The organism is Arthrobacter sp. B055-34 (genome assembly GCF_059090425.1).
In genome coordinates, this window is sequence record NZ_JBNHFQ010000003.1 from 383,231 (window position 1) to 398,368 (window position 15,138).

At 65.8% G+C, this 15,138-nt stretch carries 15 protein-coding genes; 12 read left to right on the top strand and 3 right to left on the bottom strand.

Annotated elements, in window-relative coordinates:
* Nucleotides 1-188 precede the first annotated feature (188 nt).
* The 3 genes from AC5RWO_RS07725 (at nt 189) to AC5RWO_RS07735 (ending at nt 3,783) form a co-directional block, all read left to right on the top strand.
* Nucleotides 189-1,739, top strand: coding sequence for an MDR family MFS transporter (locus tag AC5RWO_RS07725; RefSeq protein ID WP_498730917.1), 1,551 nt, complete (start codon nt 189-191; stop codon nt 1,737-1,739).
* 170 nt (nt 1,740-1,909) lie between these two features.
* Nucleotides 1,910-2,941: an ATP-binding cassette domain-containing protein gene (locus AC5RWO_RS07730; RefSeq protein ID WP_498730672.1), complete on the top strand. Its 1,032-nt coding sequence runs from the start codon at nt 1,910-1,912 to the stop codon at nt 2,939-2,941.
* Nucleotides 2,938-3,783 carry an ABC transporter permease gene (locus AC5RWO_RS07735; RefSeq protein WP_498730674.1) on the top strand — a complete coding sequence of 282 codons (846 nt, stop codon included), beginning with the start codon at nt 2,938-2,940 and terminating at the stop codon, nt 3,781-3,783. The genes AC5RWO_RS07730 and AC5RWO_RS07735 overlap by 4 nt, the downstream gene beginning before the upstream one ends.
* Here AC5RWO_RS07735 and AC5RWO_RS07740 read toward each other — a convergent pair.
* Complete coding sequence (locus AC5RWO_RS07740) at nt 3,770-4,348, bottom strand: dihydrofolate reductase family protein (protein WP_498730676.1); 579 nt, start codon at nt 4,346-4,348, stop codon at nt 3,770-3,772. The two genes, AC5RWO_RS07735 and AC5RWO_RS07740, sit on opposite strands and share 14 nt — an antisense overlap.
* Nucleotides 4,349-4,430: 82 nt before the next feature.
* Here AC5RWO_RS07740 and AC5RWO_RS07745 point away from each other — a divergent pair, with 82 nt between their 5' ends.
* Genes AC5RWO_RS07745 through AC5RWO_RS07760 form a run of 4 tightly spaced genes read left to right on the top strand, consistent with a single transcriptional unit; the run spans nt 4,431 to nt 11,063 of the window.
* Complete coding sequence (locus AC5RWO_RS07745; RefSeq protein ID WP_498730678.1) at nt 4,431-5,909, top strand: DUF3375 domain-containing protein; 1,479 nt, start codon at nt 4,431-4,433, stop codon at nt 5,907-5,909.
* Entirely contained in the window at nt 5,906-6,682 is a 777-nt protein-coding gene (locus tag AC5RWO_RS07750; protein ID WP_498730680.1) for a DUF4194 domain-containing protein, read from the top strand. The genes AC5RWO_RS07745 and AC5RWO_RS07750 overlap by 4 nt, the downstream gene beginning before the upstream one ends.
* The gene (locus AC5RWO_RS07755; RefSeq protein WP_498730682.1) at nt 6,679-9,984 is read left to right on the top strand and encodes an ATP-binding protein; all 3,306 of its coding nucleotides are present in this window, start codon (nt 6,679-6,681) and stop codon (nt 9,982-9,984) included. Before AC5RWO_RS07750 ends, AC5RWO_RS07755 begins: the two co-directional genes overlap by 4 nt.
* A 14-nt stretch (nt 9,985-9,998) precedes the next feature.
* Nucleotides 9,999-11,063: an MBL fold metallo-hydrolase gene (locus AC5RWO_RS07760; protein WP_498730684.1), complete on the top strand. Its 1,065-nt coding sequence runs from the start codon at nt 9,999-10,001 to the stop codon at nt 11,061-11,063.
* A 24-nt stretch (nt 11,064-11,087) separates the two neighbouring features.
* Here AC5RWO_RS07760 and AC5RWO_RS07765 read toward each other — a convergent pair whose 3' ends face one another.
* Complete coding sequence (locus tag AC5RWO_RS07765; protein WP_498730685.1) at nt 11,088-11,423, bottom strand: MerR family transcriptional regulator; 336 nt, start codon at nt 11,421-11,423, stop codon at nt 11,088-11,090.
* A 111-nt stretch (nt 11,424-11,534) separates the two neighbouring features.
* Here AC5RWO_RS07765 and AC5RWO_RS07770 point away from each other — a divergent pair, with 111 nt between their 5' ends.
* The 5 genes from AC5RWO_RS07770 (at nt 11,535) to AC5RWO_RS07790 (ending at nt 14,017) form a co-directional block, all read left to right on the top strand.
* The gene (locus tag AC5RWO_RS07770) at nt 11,535-11,957 is read left to right on the top strand and encodes an Hsp20/alpha crystallin family protein (RefSeq protein WP_074699612.1); all 423 of its coding nucleotides are present in this window, start codon (nt 11,535-11,537) and stop codon (nt 11,955-11,957) included.
* Between the two features lie 159 nt (nt 11,958-12,116).
* Nucleotides 12,117-12,545, top strand: coding sequence for a DnaJ domain-containing protein (locus tag AC5RWO_RS07775; RefSeq protein WP_498730687.1), 429 nt, complete (start codon nt 12,117-12,119; stop codon nt 12,543-12,545).
* A gap of 33 nt (nt 12,546-12,578) precedes the next feature.
* A complete protein-coding gene (locus AC5RWO_RS07780; protein WP_498730689.1) occupies nt 12,579-12,977 on the top strand; it encodes a hypothetical protein in 399 nt (132 codons plus the stop codon).
* Between the two features lie 98 nt (nt 12,978-13,075).
* Nucleotides 13,076-13,423 carry a GNAT family N-acetyltransferase gene (locus AC5RWO_RS07785; RefSeq protein ID WP_498730690.1) on the top strand — a complete coding sequence of 116 codons (348 nt, stop codon included), beginning with the start codon at nt 13,076-13,078 and terminating at the stop codon, nt 13,421-13,423.
* A gap of 129 nt (nt 13,424-13,552) precedes the next feature.
* Nucleotides 13,553-14,017 (top strand): hypothetical protein, encoded by a 465-nt coding sequence (locus AC5RWO_RS07790; protein ID WP_498730692.1) that lies wholly within the window; start codon nt 13,553-13,555, stop codon nt 14,015-14,017.
* A gap of 114 nt (nt 14,018-14,131) precedes the next feature.
* Here the strand turns inward: AC5RWO_RS07790 and AC5RWO_RS07795 are convergent, their stop codons facing one another.
* Entirely contained in the window at nt 14,132-15,103 is a 972-nt protein-coding gene (locus AC5RWO_RS07795; protein ID WP_498730693.1) for an asparaginase, read from the bottom strand.
* Between the last annotated feature and the right edge of the window lie 35 nt (nt 15,104-15,138).

Genomic DNA, 15,138 nt, shown 5'->3' on the forward strand with positions numbered 1-15,138 from the left:
ATAGAGGTATGCTCCTATATATAGGTATGCACCGTCGGATTTTCCGGCGGTGCATACCGCGTTAAGTGGGGCATCTTATGTGAGGCTCACCCCTCTATGGGACCGGCGGGAATACTGCTTCCACTATGCTGGTTAGTCTTGCTATCGTCGCCTCGCGCAGGCACCGCTTCCCCCCAAAACCATTGAGGATACCTTCCGTGAGCCAACAGTCCCCGGCCGAACCCGCCGTCGTAAATTCCGGCGCGGCGCCAGTACCCGGACCGGGAAGCGACGGCGCCGACCATCGACGCCGGAACAACCGGGTCATCCGGTTGCTGCTGGCTGCCTCGTTTGTGGTCATCCTCAACGAGACGATCATGAGCGTCGCCTTGACCGAACTGATGGACGACCTCGGCATCACCGCGCGCGCCGCCCAGTGGCTGACCACGGCGTTCATGCTGACCATGGCGGTGGTCATTCCGATCACCGGCTTCCTCCTGCAGCGCTTCAACACCCGGCCGGTCTTCACCGCGGCCATGTCGCTCTTCTCCGCCGGCACGCTGATCGCCGCTATGGCGCCCGGATTCGAACTCCTGCTGCTGGGCCGGATTGTCCAGGCCACCGGCACGGCCATCATGATGCCGCTGCTGATGACCACCCTGATGACCCTGGTGGCTCCGGCCGAGCGCGGCAAGACCATGGGCAACGTCTCGATTGTCATCTCCGTCGCGCCAGCCATCGGACCGACCATCTCCGGCATCATCCTCAACGCCCTGTCCTGGCGATGGATGTTCTGGCTGGTGCTGCCGATCGCCGTCGCCATGCTGATCATCGGCAACCGGCGGGTGGACAACGTCACCGAACCGAGGCCCGTACCGCTGGACCTGTTCTCCGTGGTGCTCTCCGCGTTCGGCTTCGGCGGCCTGATCTATGGCCTGAGCCTGGTCGGCCAGGGTTCCGGCGAGGCCGGCCAGGCTGTTTCTGCCGTTCCGATGTGGATCTCCTTCACCGTGGGGCTCGTGGCCCTGTCCGCCTTCATCCTGCGACAGCTGAGGCTCCAGCGGCGGGACCGCGCGCTGCTGGATCTGCGCACCTTCCGCTCCAGCACCTTCGCGGTCACCGTGGGCCTGATGGTCATCAGCATGGCCGCCCTGTTCGGCACCATCATCCTGCTCCCGATCTATATGCAGCAGGTGCTTGCGCTCGAACCGTTCCAGATCGGCCTGATGCTGCTGCCCGGCGGCCTCCTCATGGGTCTGCTGGCGCCGTTTGTGGGCCGGCTCTACGACAGGTTCGGGCCGACCGTCCTACTGGTGCCGGGAACCATGCTGGTCAGCGCGGTGCTGTGGTTCCTGTCCACGCTCACCGAGAACACCTCCCCGTTCACGCTGCTGGCCGCGCACATCGTCCTGAGCATCGGCCTGGCCCTGCTCTTCACCCCGCTGTTCACCGCGGGACTGGGCGCGGTAAAGCCGGAGCTGTACTCGCACGGCAGCGCTATCATCGGCACGGTCCAGCAAGTGGCGGGTGCTGTCGGGACCGCCTTGTTCGTGACCGTGATGTCCATCCAGTCCGCCGCCCTGGCCGCGGACGGTTCGGCGGGTACCGTGGCGGTGGCCGGCGGAGTGCGTGCCGCGTTCATGGCCGGCGCGATCATCTCCGTCTTCGCCGTGGTGGCAGCCTTCTTCGTCCGCAAGCCCGCGGACGACCACGCCGAGTCACCGGCGGAGTCCGTGGCCGCGTTGGCCGACGGCCGCTGAGGTCTGCTCCGGAGGCTTCACTGGCCGGCAGCCCGTAGAAAGAGCAAGGGCGTACGACGGCGGACCGCACCATAGCGTGAAGGCGTCACCACTGATTCCGGTCGGCATGAGGACCGGAGCTGTCCTCAATTCCCTTTCCGAAGCCGCCCGGCCTTTTCTAAGATGCCACCATGACGATCATCGAGGCCCGCGGCCTGACCAAGATCTACAAGACGAAAACCGGCGCAGTCCATGCCTTGGACGGGCTGGATCTTTCCATCCCGCGCGGCACGGTTAAGGCCCTGCTCGGGCCCAACGGTGCCGGCAAGACCACGGCCGTCAAGGTCCTGACCACGCTCATCAAGCCGGACCGGGGCACCGCGCATATCGACGGGATCGACGTCGCTGCCGCGCCGAAGGAAGTGCGCCGGATCATCGGCGTCGCCGGGCAGTACGCGGCGGTTGATGAGAACCTCACCGGCTTCGAGAACCTGGAAATGGTCGGCCGGCTCTCCCATCTCGGCGCTAAGACGGCCCGGCGCCGGGCGCAGGAACTGATCGACCAGTTCGAATTGACCGAAGCCGGCAACCGTCCGGTCAAGGGGTTTTCCGGCGGCATGCGCAGGCGGATCGACCTCGCCGGCGCCCTGGTGATCAACCCCAAGATCCTGTTCCTGGACGAGCCGACCACCGGGCTGGATCCGCGCAGCCGGCTCGCGCTCTGGGGAGTGATCAAGAACCTCGTGGCCGAGGGCACCACCCTGCTGCTGACCACGCAGTACCTCGAGGAGGCCGACCAGCTTTCGGACGACATTGCCGTGATCGACGGCGGCAGGGTCATCGCCGAGGGCACCGCGGATGAGCTCAAGGCGCAGATCGGCGGCCACCGTGTGGTTGTCACGCTGGTGGACGAGGCGGACGCCGGCGCGGCCTCCGGCATTCTCGCCCGGCACGGCGAGGGCGAGGCCCAGGTCTCCGGTGACGGCCGCGTGGTGGAAGTGCCGGTAACCGACGGGCCGCGCGCGCTGCAGTATGTGCTCGCGGACCTCGGCGAGGCCAACATCCAACTGCACGACGCCGGCATGCGCCGCCCCACGCTGGACGATGTCTTCCTCAAACTCACCGGCCGCAAGGCGGAAACCGACGCAGACGACGACGACGGCGGTGCGGGCACCAGCGCCGGCTCAGGTCGCAATAAGACGGAACTGGAGAATGCGAAATGACCACCCTCACCCGCCCGGATTCCACGCCCGCCCTGGCCAGCACCGGCAGCAGCTTCGGCCAGTTCGTCTCCGACGGCTGGATCGCCACGCGCCGGAACCTGGTCAAGATCAAGCGCGTGCCGGAAATCCTGGTGTTCACCATCCTGCAGCCGATCATGTTCGTGCTGCTCTTCAGCCAGGTCTACGGCGGCGCCATGGCCATCGACAACTACACGCTGTTCCTGATGGCCGGCATTTTCGCCCAAACGGTCATCTTCGGCTCCACGTTCTCCGGCGCGGCGATGGCGCAGGACCTCAAGGACGGGATCATCGACCGCTTCCGAACCCTGCCCATGAGCCCGGCCGCGGTCCTGGTGGGACGCACCAACGGCGACTTGGCCATCAACTCCATCTCCATGCTGATCATGATGGCAACCGGCTGGGCGGTCGGCTGGCGGGTGACGACGTCGTTCTGGGGTTTCATCGGTGGCGTCGCCATACTGCTGCTGTTCTCCTACTCCTTCAGCTGGGTCATGGCGCTGCTGGGCATGAGCGTCCGCAGCCCGGAAATCATCAACAACGCCTCGTTCATGATCCTGTTCCCGCTGACGTTCATCTCCAACGCCTTCGTGCCCATCCACACCATGCCGGATATCCTGCGCATCATCGCCGAGTGGAACCCGGTCTCGGCACTGGTGGCCTCGGCCCGCCAGCTGTTCGGCAACACCTATGCGGAATTCCCGGAGCCCACCGCGTGGACGCTGCAGCACCCGTTCGTCACCGTGTTCATCGGCATCGCGGTGATGCTGCTGGTGTTCGTGCCGCTGGCCATCCGGAAGTTCGAGTCCATTAGCTCCCGGTGACCGCCCCACCCGCCGTGCTGTAGCGCAGGAACACCACCCCGTTGCCGAATCGGCGCTCCTCCAGCAGTTCGAGCTGCATCCGGAGACCGTCGGGCAGGAACCGCTTGCCGCCGCCCACCATCACCGGCGAGACCAACAGGTGGCACTCGTCGACCAGCCCGGCCCTGAGCGCGTGCGCGGCAAGTTCGGCTCCGTCGACTATCAGGTCCCGCTCGGCCGACGCCTTCATCCGCCGGATCTCCTCCGGGTCGAAGCTGCGTTCAATCCGCGTCCTGGCCGATGGCGCGGTTTCCAGGGTGGTGGAGTAGACAACCTTGTCCGCGTTCAGCCAGATCCGGGCGAAGTCCTGCTCCACGGGCGGCAGGTCCGGATCATCCGCCAGCTCCTCCCACACCACCATCACCTCATACATCCGGCGACCTAAAAGGTAGGTGCCGATCGGGCGCGTCAGGTCGTTCACAAAGGCGTGCACTTCCTCGTCCGGCATGCTCCAGTCGAACTTGCCCTCTGCATCCGCGATGTAGCCGTCCAACGAGGTGATGCCGGAGTAGATCAACTTGGCCATGGCGCAAATTCTGCCACCCGGAGCTGCATCCCTTAAGATCAATGGGTCCCCTTCGCAGCCAGGCACTGGCAGAAAGTTCTTGATGCGCTCCACTGAACAAGCTGTCTCCAACTGGCACACCCAGAAGGACTTCAGGCTCAGCCCTGCCTGGAAGCTGCTCTCCGCGGCACCGTGGACCATCGCCTTCTTCCGGGCCGAGTTCACCTCGAACCGGCCGCGGATTGCGCTCGAGGAATTCCACGCGGCATTGGCTGCCTTCCTAAAGGAACTCCGGCACGAGAACCTGAATCTCAACGAGCAGTGGCAGGCGGCCAACTATGCCGATTCCTGGGTGCGCAACCAGTTCCTCGCCCGGCCGATGGTGGACGGCCAGTTTGTCTACGAGCCCACCGCGCAGACCCAGCGGGTGCTGAACTTCATCGACGGTTTCACGCAGGAGCGGACCAACCTCAACAGCTCCCGGCTGAGCGCCCTCCTGAACAGCATCGAATCGCTCGCCCATGAGTCGGACCCGGATCCGGCCGCCAGGATCAGCCAGCTCGAGGCGGAAATCGCCGAACGGCAGGCGCAGATCCAGGCGCTGGAAACCGGCCAGGAACCCGCGGTCCTCCCGCACGAAACCTCCGTTGCCGCGGCCCGGAGCATCCTCGACCTGGCCTCCACCCTGCCGGCGGACTTCAAGCGGATGCGCGACGGCGTCGAGGCCATGCTGCGCACCATCCGGCAAGAAATCATGGAGTCCAGCGTGGCCAAGGGCGTCGCCGTCGGCCAGGTCCTCGAGGGCGACCGCCAGCTGCGTAGCACCGCCGAGGGCGAGACTTTCCGCGGCTTCACGGAGTTCCTGAACAATCCGCAGCAGCAGGCCCGCTTCCGCCAAGCTGTCCGCGAAGTGCTCGAGCGCGATTTCGTGTCCGATCTGAGCTCCGACGAGCGCAACACCCTGGCCAATCTGGTGCGGGAACTGCGCCGCCAGGCCTCCGAAGTCCATGCCATTTATGGCCGTCTCTCCGAGAGCTTGCACACCTACGTCCAGAGCGACGAGTTCCGCGAGTCCATGCTGCTGCGCAAGGCCATCCGCTCGGCCGAGCTGGCCGTGGCCCATTCGCCGGACCTGAAGACCAGGACGCCGGCGGTTCCCGTCAACGTGTACCTGCCGGAGTTCGAAACGCTGGCCGGCATCGGGATCTTCAACCCCGAGGACCATGTCCCGCCGCCGCGGCTAGCGGAGCCGCCAGCGCTCAGCGACGCGGACATCCACCGCACGCCCACTACGCCAAAAGCCGACGCCGGTGCCATCCGCCAGGCGATCACCGCAGCTACCGCTGCGGCGAAGGACGGCAAGGCCACGCTGGGCGCGGCGTTCGGACTGCTGCCGCCCGAGCACCGCCACATCAACTCCATCCGTGGGCTGGTGCTCACGGCCCGCCACACGGACCAGGACATCGGCGACCGGTTCGAAGTCCTCACCTACAAACAGATCGACGGCGTCGAGCGCACCGCCTACCTCCCGCTTGTCACGTTCACCAAAGATTCAACGGGTTTAAAGGATGAGAGCAAATGACCGAGACCGAGGCTGACATCGCCGCAAGCGGGTACCGCGCGGAGCGGCAACTGTTCGACGGCGACACCGGCACCTTCCCGCTGCAGCTGCGCCAGACGATTGTGCGCCTGCTGCGCGGGCCGTACATCGACGGCGTTGCCGATCCCCGGCTGTGGACCACCGTGCTGGACAACCGGCAGGTCATCGCCGACTACCTGTGCGAGATCTTCCTGGTCCTCAGCGTGGATCCGGACCGGAAAATCGCCATGCTCACCCCGGCCGAAGTAGACGCCCCGCACACCACCGCCATCCAGCCGCGCAAGCCGCTGCGGCGCGAGGAGACGCTGCTGGCCCTGCGGCTGCGGCTGCTGCTGGACCGGCACGCCGGCTCAGGTACCGACGCCACCATTTCGCGCTCCGCCGCCCGGGAAATCCTCGAAGAACACCGGCAGCCGGGCACGGTGGACGACAAGCGGCTGGAAGAGCTGACAGATGCCTCCATCTCCCGCCTGCTGGCGTTGAAGCTGCTGCTGCCCACCGAGCTGGCCGGCGTGTACCGGGTCAGCAACGCGCTGGCCATGGCGCTGCCGTTCGACAGCATCGACCAGATCCCGGCCTACATCGAGGCGTTGTCCCGCAGCGACGCCCAGGAACTGCTGGACCCCGACCTGCTGGATGCTGAAGCACTCGATCCGGAGGTGCTGGATCCTGAGCCGCCCGCCCCGGATGCCGAAGGCCACGCTTCCGGCAGCACCGTCCCTAACAACACCGCCGCAAGCGAGGAGGAACTGTGAGCATTGCCCAGACGCTCCCGCTCGGCGAGGAGATCAACCCCGGCCAGTACCGGCTGAGCAAAATCCAGGTGATCAACTGGGGCACGTTCCACGGCCGGCACACCATGTACGTGGACCGCGCCGGCACGCTGCTCACCGGCCACCCCGGCGTGGGCAAGTCCACGCTTTTCGACGGCATCCAGCACATCTTCTATGCCGCGCCCCGGCTGAACGAGTCCGCCAACGAGGCCAGCAACCGCAAGGACCGCCGCACCACCTTCAGCTACATGCGCGGGCGGAAGGCCAAAACCGCTGCCGGCACCACCTACCAGCGGCCCAGCGCCACCTGGTCCGCCATTGCGCTGGTCTTCGACGACGGCCTCGGACGCCAAGTCACCATCTCCGCTCTCTTCGACCTGCCAGCCAACGGGCTGGAAGGCCAGGTGGGCAAGCACTACGTCATCCACACCAAGCCGCTGGACACCGAGGCACTGGAAAACCACGGCGGCCGGCGCTTCTCCCCCACCTCCCTTCATGCCGCGCTGCCCGGCTGCGAGGCGTTCGACGTGCACAAGGCCTTCGCCGAGCGCTTCCGCCGCAGGCTGGGGATCGATAATGACAAGGCCTTCAGTCTGCTGCGCACCCTGCAGAACGGCAAGGGTCTGGACAAGGGTGTGAATAAGTTCTTCCGCTACGAGGTGCTGGACATCCCGTCCACGCTCAAGGCGGCCGCCGGAGCCATCGAGGACTTCAGCCACCTGCGCGGGATCTACCGCCAGCTGGAAGAAGCCACCGGCCAGCGCGACGCGCTGGCGAAGGTACCGGCGCAGCACCTGCGCTACCGGGAACTGCGCGAACAATTGGAGCGGAACCGGGAGCTGGCCGAGGTGCAGCTGCCGCGGGTTCGCCAGCAACTGGCGTCCGGGCTCCTCGAAACCGAGACGGCCAGGCTCGCCGGTCAACGCGAGACCAAGACCCTGAGGATCCAGGCGGAAGCCGCCGCGAAGGAGAGCCTTGAGTCGCAGGTCCAGCGGCTGGACGAACGGCATGCCAGCCACGGCGGCCGCGCCATCGAAGCCTTGGAGCGGGACATCCGCGCTGCCTCGGTGGAACTGGAGCAGCGCGAGCGCGTCCGGACCCAGGTGCAGCAAGACATTGACGACGCCGGGTTGCAGCTCGAGTGGTCCGCCGACGGTCTGGAGTCTGCCCGTCTGCAGGCCGCCGCAGCCGTCGAAGAACTTACCGCCGAGGCCGCTGCCGCCAAGACCCTCGAATACGAGGCCGTGGCCGCAAGCATCAACGCCAAGGACCGGGAGAGGAAGCTCCGCGCCGAAATCGCGTCCTATGCCCGGCGCGGCAACAATATCGACGGCGCCAGCGCAGCCGCCCGGCGGCAGATCAGCGCCGAAACCGGCATCGCGCCTGAGGACATGCCGTTCGCAGGCGAGTTGGTGGACATTGCCCCGGAGCATTTGCCGTGGCGGCCTGCCGCCGAAAAGGCGCTGCGCTCGCTGGCCACCACGCTGCTGATCCGCGGCGAGGATATCCGCACGGTGACCAAGGCGATCGATGCGCTGGACAGCCACGGCAAGCTGCGCTGGATCAACATCGCCACTCCCCCGCGGCCCGGAACCGCCGGAGACCGTGATCTGGTCGGCAAGCTCGAGTTCAAGAACTCCGAGGCCGGCGACTGGCTGCAGCAAAAAATCACCAGCGACTATGCCTTCACCTGCGTGGATTCCGACGCCGAACTGCACCACGAGGACAAGGCGATCAGCCTCGCCGGCACCCTCAAGCTGAACAAGAACACCTTTGAACGGGACACCCGGAAGGTCAATCCGGGCGACTACCTGCTCGGCTTCAACAACACAGACAAAATCGCCCTGCTCGAAGCACAGGCCGAGCGCATTCTGCAGGAACATGCGGACGCCGCCGAGCTGGCGGACCAGCGGAGCAAGGCCAAGGATGTGCTCGCCGGACGGCTGGACGCGCTGCATCGGGTGGCCGCCGACACCCGTGCATGGTCCGAAGTCGACAGCAGTGCCCAGCGCGAGGTGCTGGAAGGTCTGCAGGACCGGCTGCGCGAAGCGGTGGACAGCAGCGCCACCCTCGCGGAAATCCATGCCGAGCTCAAGGCCGCCAAGTCCGAACTGGAGGCCAGCGTGGGCCGGCTCGCCGTGCTCCGCCACGACCTCGAGGAGCTGGACAAGCAGTTCCGCAATGCCGAAACCGCCCGGGACAACACTGCCCGCCGGGCCGAAGAAAACCCGCCGGCGGACTGGGCAGCCGAGGCCATAGGCCGCTACCTTGAACCGCTGGGCGAACCCACGGGGCTGGAGGAACTGGAAACAGCCTTCCACCGCCTTGCCCTGGAGCTTAAGGACGCCGCGGCCACCCTCAGCGATGAGCTCCACAAGACGGAGACGGCGCTGACGGATACCTTCAAATTCTTTGCCCGCGACTGGGGCGAGCATCTGAGCGCTTCCTTTGGCACCGGCGTCGAAAGCGCCGCGCAGTATGAGCAGCTCTACCACGACATCATTTCCGAGGGCCTGCCGCAGCGCGAAGAGGCGTTCCGCGAGTACTTCAACAACCGCTCCTACGAGCGCTTTTCGGATCTGCTCCAGATGCTGGAGGAGGAACGCCGCGCCATCGAGGAGCGGATCCTGCCGCTGAACCAGATCCTGGACGATGTCCCCTTCGACAACGGCAGCCACCTCAAGCTCGAGGTCCGGACCAGCGTTCCGGAGGAAGCGCGCACCTTCCGCACGGATCTGAAGAACGCGCTGGGCAACGCCTACATCAAGCAGACCCCGGAGCAGATGGCCGCCAGCTATAAGGCGCTGGAGCGCCTGGTGGACGCGTTGAACGATCCGGCGAAACAGCACTGGCGGGACACCGTGCTGGATGTGCGCCAGCATGTCACCATCAGCTGCAACGAGCACCGGCCCAACGGGGAGATCGAGACCGGGCTGGAACCGGGCACGCTCTCCGGCGGCGAAGGCCAGCGCTTCACCTCCTTCATCATGGGCGCCGCCCTGGCCTACCAGCTGGGCATTGCCAGCCAAGGTTACAGCACCTACGGCACGGTGATGATCGACGAGGCCTTCATCCAGGCGAACTCCGAGTATGCCGGCGCCGGCATCAACGCGCTGCAGGAATTCGGCTTCCAGTTGCTGCTGGCCGCGCCGGAGGACAAGGTGGACCTGTCCCGGCACCTCGGCTCCATTACCGACATCATCAAGCATCCGGACGCGAACGTTTCCGGCTTCGTGGAAACGGGGGCCTCGCCGGCAACGGCCACGGCGATTGTGCTGCGCTGACCTAGACTGGTCGGATGCCAGAAGAAGCAGTCATCACCGTCACGGGTCACGAGCAGTACAGGGCGTGGCACGCCAAGGAATTCCCGCCGGTGGAACAGCTGCGTTCCAACGTCTGGTCTATTCCGGTGCCGTTCCCGGGCAATCCGCTGCGTTACACGATCAGCTATCTGCTGCTCGGCACCGGAGCATCCGTGCTCATCGATCCGGGTTGGGACAGCGACGACGGCTGGCAGCACCTGGCGGCTGGGCTGGAGCAGGCCGGCATAACACCCGGGGACCTGACCGGAATCGTGGCCACCCACTATCATCCGGACCACCACGGCATGACGGCCCGGTTGAAAGACGCTTCAGGCGCCTGGCTGGCCATGGGCGGAGACGAGTGGATTCCGGATCCGTCCCGCGATGCGGACGAAGTCCGTGAGGCGGACATGTTCCGCCTCAGCCACTGGGGTGTGCCACAGGACCGGCTCGAGGAGCTGACCTTTTCCCGCCGCACCGACCGTCCGCGGCTGCTGCCGCCTGATCTCCCGCTGGCCTCCGGCGAGATGCTTCCCGTCGCCGGGCTGCAGGTCCGCGCCGTCTCCACTCCGGGGCACACCCCGGGCCACCTCTGCCTGGTCGATGAGGACAACGGGCTGGTCTTCAGCGGCGACCACGTCCTGCCGCGGATTTCCCCGCACATCTCCCTCGAACACGAGGGCCTGTCCAACCCCCTGGCCGATTACTTCGACTCGCTCGCCACGATTGATTTGGGCGACGACGTCGAAGTCTGCCCGGCGCACGAGTACCGCTTCACCGGTCTGTCAGGCCGGGTGGCCCAACTGGCACGCCACAATCAGGCCCGTTCGGATGAGGTCCGGCTGGTTCTGCAGGAGCAGGCTCCAGCCTCGGTCTGGGAGGTCGCGCGCGAGCTGACCTGGTCCCGCGGTTGGGCATCCTTGAACGGGTTCTCGCTGCGGCTCGCCTTGGCGGAAACCGCCAGCCACCTGGTGTATCTGCAATCGCTGGGGCATGAGGTGGACGTCGCCGTCGATTTCCCCGAGCCGGTCACCGCCGTCGCTACCGATAGCGTCCGCTGACAGCCGGCCGGGCGCCGCAGACGCTCAGCGCAGATTCGCGGACCGCTTCTGGCGCCGGTCCCGCTCCTTCGCCACGTCCAGTTCCCGCTGCAGCGCGGCGTTGATCTCCTCGAGCTGCAGGACTTTGTCGACACCGGCCAAGTTCAGCCCGTCGTCCACCAGCTCCCCGATCCGGCGCATCCGCTCCACGTCGTTCTCGCTGTAGCGGCGCGTGCCGCCCTCGGTGCGATCCGGTTCCACCAGCCCTTTGCGCTCGTAGAGCCGGAGAGTCTGCTGGCCCACACCAACCAGGTCCGCGGCGACGGAGATGCCGTAGACGCCTTGCTCCGCCCGCAGCCGCTGCTCGTCGTCCTTGCCCAATTTCTTCCTCCGAACTTCTTGCAAAATATTGTAGCGCAGCGTCATAATATCTGTGTCGGCAGACATAGATAATCTGCCGAAGATAAGACAGAAGAACTGAAGGAGGCAACCATGTTGATGCGAACTGATCCGTTCCGGGAGCTCGACCGGCTGACCCAGCAGGTCTTCGGATCGCAGACCCGCCCCGCTGCCATGCCGATGGACGCGTGGCGCGAGGGCGACGAGTTCGTCGTGGAACTCGACCTGCCCGGCGTCGATCCCGCAACCATTGATCTGGATGTCGAACGCAACGTTCTCACCGTTGCCGCCGAGCGCAAGTCCCGGCTGGATGACGACAAGGAGGTAGTGGCCGCTGAGCGCCCGGTCGGCACCTTCAGCCGGCAGCTCGTCCTTGGCGACACCCTGGACACGGACAAAGTAACAGCCAATTACGACGCCGGTGTGCTAGCTCTGCGGATCCCCATCCGTGAGCAGGCCAAGCCGCGCAAGATCGAGATCCAGAGCAGTGACACACAGCAGCAGATCAACGCCTAATCCCTAGTAATCCCAAGGAATACGGAGGTACGCAAGGAGGCTGACAACCGAAGCAGGATCTGTGGTTGCCCTGTCTGACTGCAGGGCAACCCTTCCTGCCTTGATCACCTTGCGAGCATCCTTGTTCCGCGGACGGCAGTCCGGCAGAGGAGAACCGAGATGGAAGAGCAGGATCTTTACGCGGTCCTGGAGGTGGACCGCGACGCAGACCAGGAACAGATCCGCCGAGCCTATCGTCTGCTGCTGCGCCGGTATCACCCCGACCTCCAGCTCTCTGCAGATCCGGAAGCAGCCAGAGCGGCAGCCCGCAGGATGGCCCGCATCCTGGATGCCTACGGCGTGCTGGGCGACCCCCGGCGCCGGGCTGCCTACGACAACCGCGGGCGGCACCGCGCGTCCACCCTTCCGGACACGCCGCCGGCCACCCGCGGACGCCACGCGGCAGTAACTGTGCAGGATCAAGATCCGGTGGTCCTGGGCTGGACGGCATCGCCCGAAGATACGGTGTGGCTGTTTCCTCCGGTCTCACCGCTCCGCCCTCCGCGGGACGTGTTTGATCTGCTGGTCCGGCGATGGTTCCTGGGCTAGCGTGACCCGATAATCACGAGAAAGGACTGCAAAGTGTCGAACTGGCGGCGCTACGATTCAACCCTGTTTCCCATCTTCCATGAGCGCTTTGAGGAACGCTGGGGCGAAGGCACAGCCCCGTTCCTGAGTCCCAGTGTTTTCGACGAGGACCAGCCCCGTCCCCGTGCCCAGTGGATCAACGTGGACACCGGCGCCGCCGTCGCCGTCGTCCCTATTTGGGAGGATGACCGCAAGCACCGGTCCTTCGCCGTTTTCTATCTGCCGCCCGCCGGCGGCATCTGGGTCCTGCGGCCTGGTTTCACGCAGTACATCGAAACAGAAACCCAGGACGACGTCGCGCAGCTGGCCCTCCGCAATGATTCCTTCAAGAAAGCCGTGGCCCATGCCGAGGAGTTCATCTTCGGGCCCGAAGGGAGGCAGCCGCCGTCGTAAATAATTTCCTCTGTAACTGAACCTTCAACGGGGTCTTTGCGTCTCATGCAGTAAATGGCGCGCGCCTTGCGCACCATCGGAAGCAAGAGGAGACTCTGATGCCTGCCGTTCGCGATGACCCCACGCACTCCCAGTTCATCATTTTCTCGGACGGATCCGTAGCCGGGACCCTGACCTACCGCATCAAGGGCGCAGAAATCTGGTTCCTCAAAACCACCATCGATCGGGGCTTCAGAAACCAGCAGCTGGACACCGCCCTGATCATCAGCGCCCTGGACAGTGTCCACCGCCGGCAGCTGATGGTGCGTCCGATGGACGCGCTGGTCAAAAAGACGATGTACGAGCATCCCGAGTACTTGCACCTGCTGCCGCGCCGCCCCCATGCGCCGGCACGGCACGGCCGTTATCCCGTTGTAAACCAGTCGCGCCGCCATCCGGTTGCATAACGGACGCATCCGCGAGCCGGCGATGTAGCTGCTCGCGCCCGCCACCGCACAGCGCCTCTTTTTGGCGAGGTTGGCAAGGCGGTGCAAAATGAACGCTATCCGGTCGGGGCCGGGTCCTAGGCTGAAACCATGAACAAAGAGCAGCCGCCGCAGAGCCGTTGGATCCACCGCACCCGCGCTTCGGAGGCCCGAGCCGGACCGGCCGAACCTTCGGGAAATCTGCAGGACGCAGCAGAAGTCGCGCGGCTGTTTTGCGAGGCCCTGATGGATCTCGCCCATTTCCGGCACACCCTGGAAAGCCTAGTGGTACCCGGCTCCCGAGAGTACTGGGGAGATTTCGGCGTCGCTGCCGGGGAACTGCAGCATGTCCCGGGCTGGGACACTGCCCCGGTGGCCGAGCCCGCTGCAGGAAATCCGGCAGTGGCGTACGTCGGGATCTTCCCGGCAGGGGCGACACCAAGCGCACTATCCAGCGAACGTCCGGCAGACGCGGTTGCGGTAGTCACTCTGGTCTGGCAGGACCACCTCGGTGCGTGGCTGGTCTATGCCTTCGGCCAGCCTGCTGACCCGGCAACGGTCGGCGGAACCGTGTGAGTTCGCCTCCGGCCGCCTCCGCCCGCTACTCCGAACGCTGCTTCGCCTGCCGCCGACCGCATCAACATCAATGCCGAGAGCGACGAAGATTTCCTTTGCCATGTCCTTCCTTCCTCAGAGGTACGGCTCCAGCAGTTGCGCGTCGGGCTTACGGCCGCCGGCGATCAGCAGCGCCAGCAGGATGCGCGCCTGGAACAGCGGCAGCGAGCCCAGCGGAACGGAGCCGGCCCGCACCAGGTCGGCGCCGCCGCCGTTGCCGTAATAGGGAACCACCGGCCCTTCCGCCACACGGGTGGAAAGCCCAACAACGACGTTAGCGCGCACCGCTTCTTCCGCCCAGGCACACAGCGCGTGGTTGCCATTGCCCACCCCGGTGCCCGCAATAACGACGGCGGCAGCACCGGCCTCCACTGCAGCGGCGGCCAGCGTGGCGTCGGCTCCGGGGTAAACGCTGACCACGTCCACGCGTGTGCCGTCAAAGGCCGTTGTCGGTAGCGCTAACGCCGGCGGCCGGAGCGGTTGCATCGTGAAGCGGACGTGTGTCCCGTCGGTGCGGCCGATTGGACCGCCGTCGGCAGTTTGAAACGGAGCCGGGGCGACGGTACGGGCCTTGCGTGTACCCCGTGCGGCGTAAATCTGTCCGGCGAAGGAAATCAGCACGCCGTGGCCTCGGGACTGGGAAGCAGCCGCAACGGCAATGGCTTCGCGAAGATTTGCGGGGCCGTCAGTATCAACGGCGTCCGCCGGACGCTGGGCGCCGGTGAACACCACGGGCTTGGGACTGTCATGTACCAGGTCCAGCAGGTAAGCGGTTTCTTCCATGGTGTCCGTGCCGTGGGTGACGACGACCCCGTCAACCTCGGGCCGGGCCAGCTCCTCGGCGACGGCTTCGGCGATGAGGCGCAGATGGCGGTGTGCCAGCAAGTAGGACCCGAGCTGGAGCACATCGCGCGCTTCCACCGCCACGTCCCCGGACCCGATTCCCGACACGAGGTCCTGCACACCGCGGCTTGCTACCGATGCGCCGTCGGCACCCTTGCTCGACGCGATGGTCCCGCCGGTTGCCAGTACAGCCACTCGGGGCATTGGGCGCACCTTTCCGAGGAAGGCTGTTCCTCGTT

Coding starts and splice junctions, on each gene's coding strand:
- AC5RWO_RS07760 (WP_498730684.1), top strand. CDS start 9,999: ATGCCAGAAGAAGCAGTCATCACCGTCACGGGTCACGAGCAGTACAGG.
- AC5RWO_RS07770 (WP_074699612.1), top strand. CDS start 11,535: ATGTTGATGCGAACTGATCCGTTCCGGGAGCTCGACCGGCTGACCCAG.
- AC5RWO_RS07775 (WP_498730687.1), top strand. CDS start 12,117: ATGGAAGAGCAGGATCTTTACGCGGTCCTGGAGGTGGACCGCGACGCA.
- AC5RWO_RS07745 (WP_498730678.1), top strand. CDS start 4,431: ATGCGCTCCACTGAACAAGCTGTCTCCAACTGGCACACCCAGAAGGAC.
- AC5RWO_RS07750 (WP_498730680.1), top strand. CDS start 5,906: ATGACCGAGACCGAGGCTGACATCGCCGCAAGCGGGTACCGCGCGGAG.
- AC5RWO_RS07735 (WP_498730674.1), top strand. CDS start 2,938: ATGACCACCCTCACCCGCCCGGATTCCACGCCCGCCCTGGCCAGCACC.
- AC5RWO_RS07795 (WP_498730693.1), bottom strand. CDS start 15,103: ATGCCCCGAGTGGCTGTACTGGCAACCGGCGGGACCATCGCGTCGAGC.
- AC5RWO_RS07785 (WP_498730690.1), top strand. CDS start 13,076: ATGCCTGCCGTTCGCGATGACCCCACGCACTCCCAGTTCATCATTTTC.
- AC5RWO_RS07790 (WP_498730692.1), top strand. CDS start 13,553: ATGAACAAAGAGCAGCCGCCGCAGAGCCGTTGGATCCACCGCACCCGC.
- AC5RWO_RS07740 (WP_498730676.1), bottom strand. CDS start 4,348: ATGGCCAAGTTGATCTACTCCGGCATCACCTCGTTGGACGGCTACATC.
- AC5RWO_RS07730 (WP_498730672.1), top strand. CDS start 1,910: ATGACGATCATCGAGGCCCGCGGCCTGACCAAGATCTACAAGACGAAA.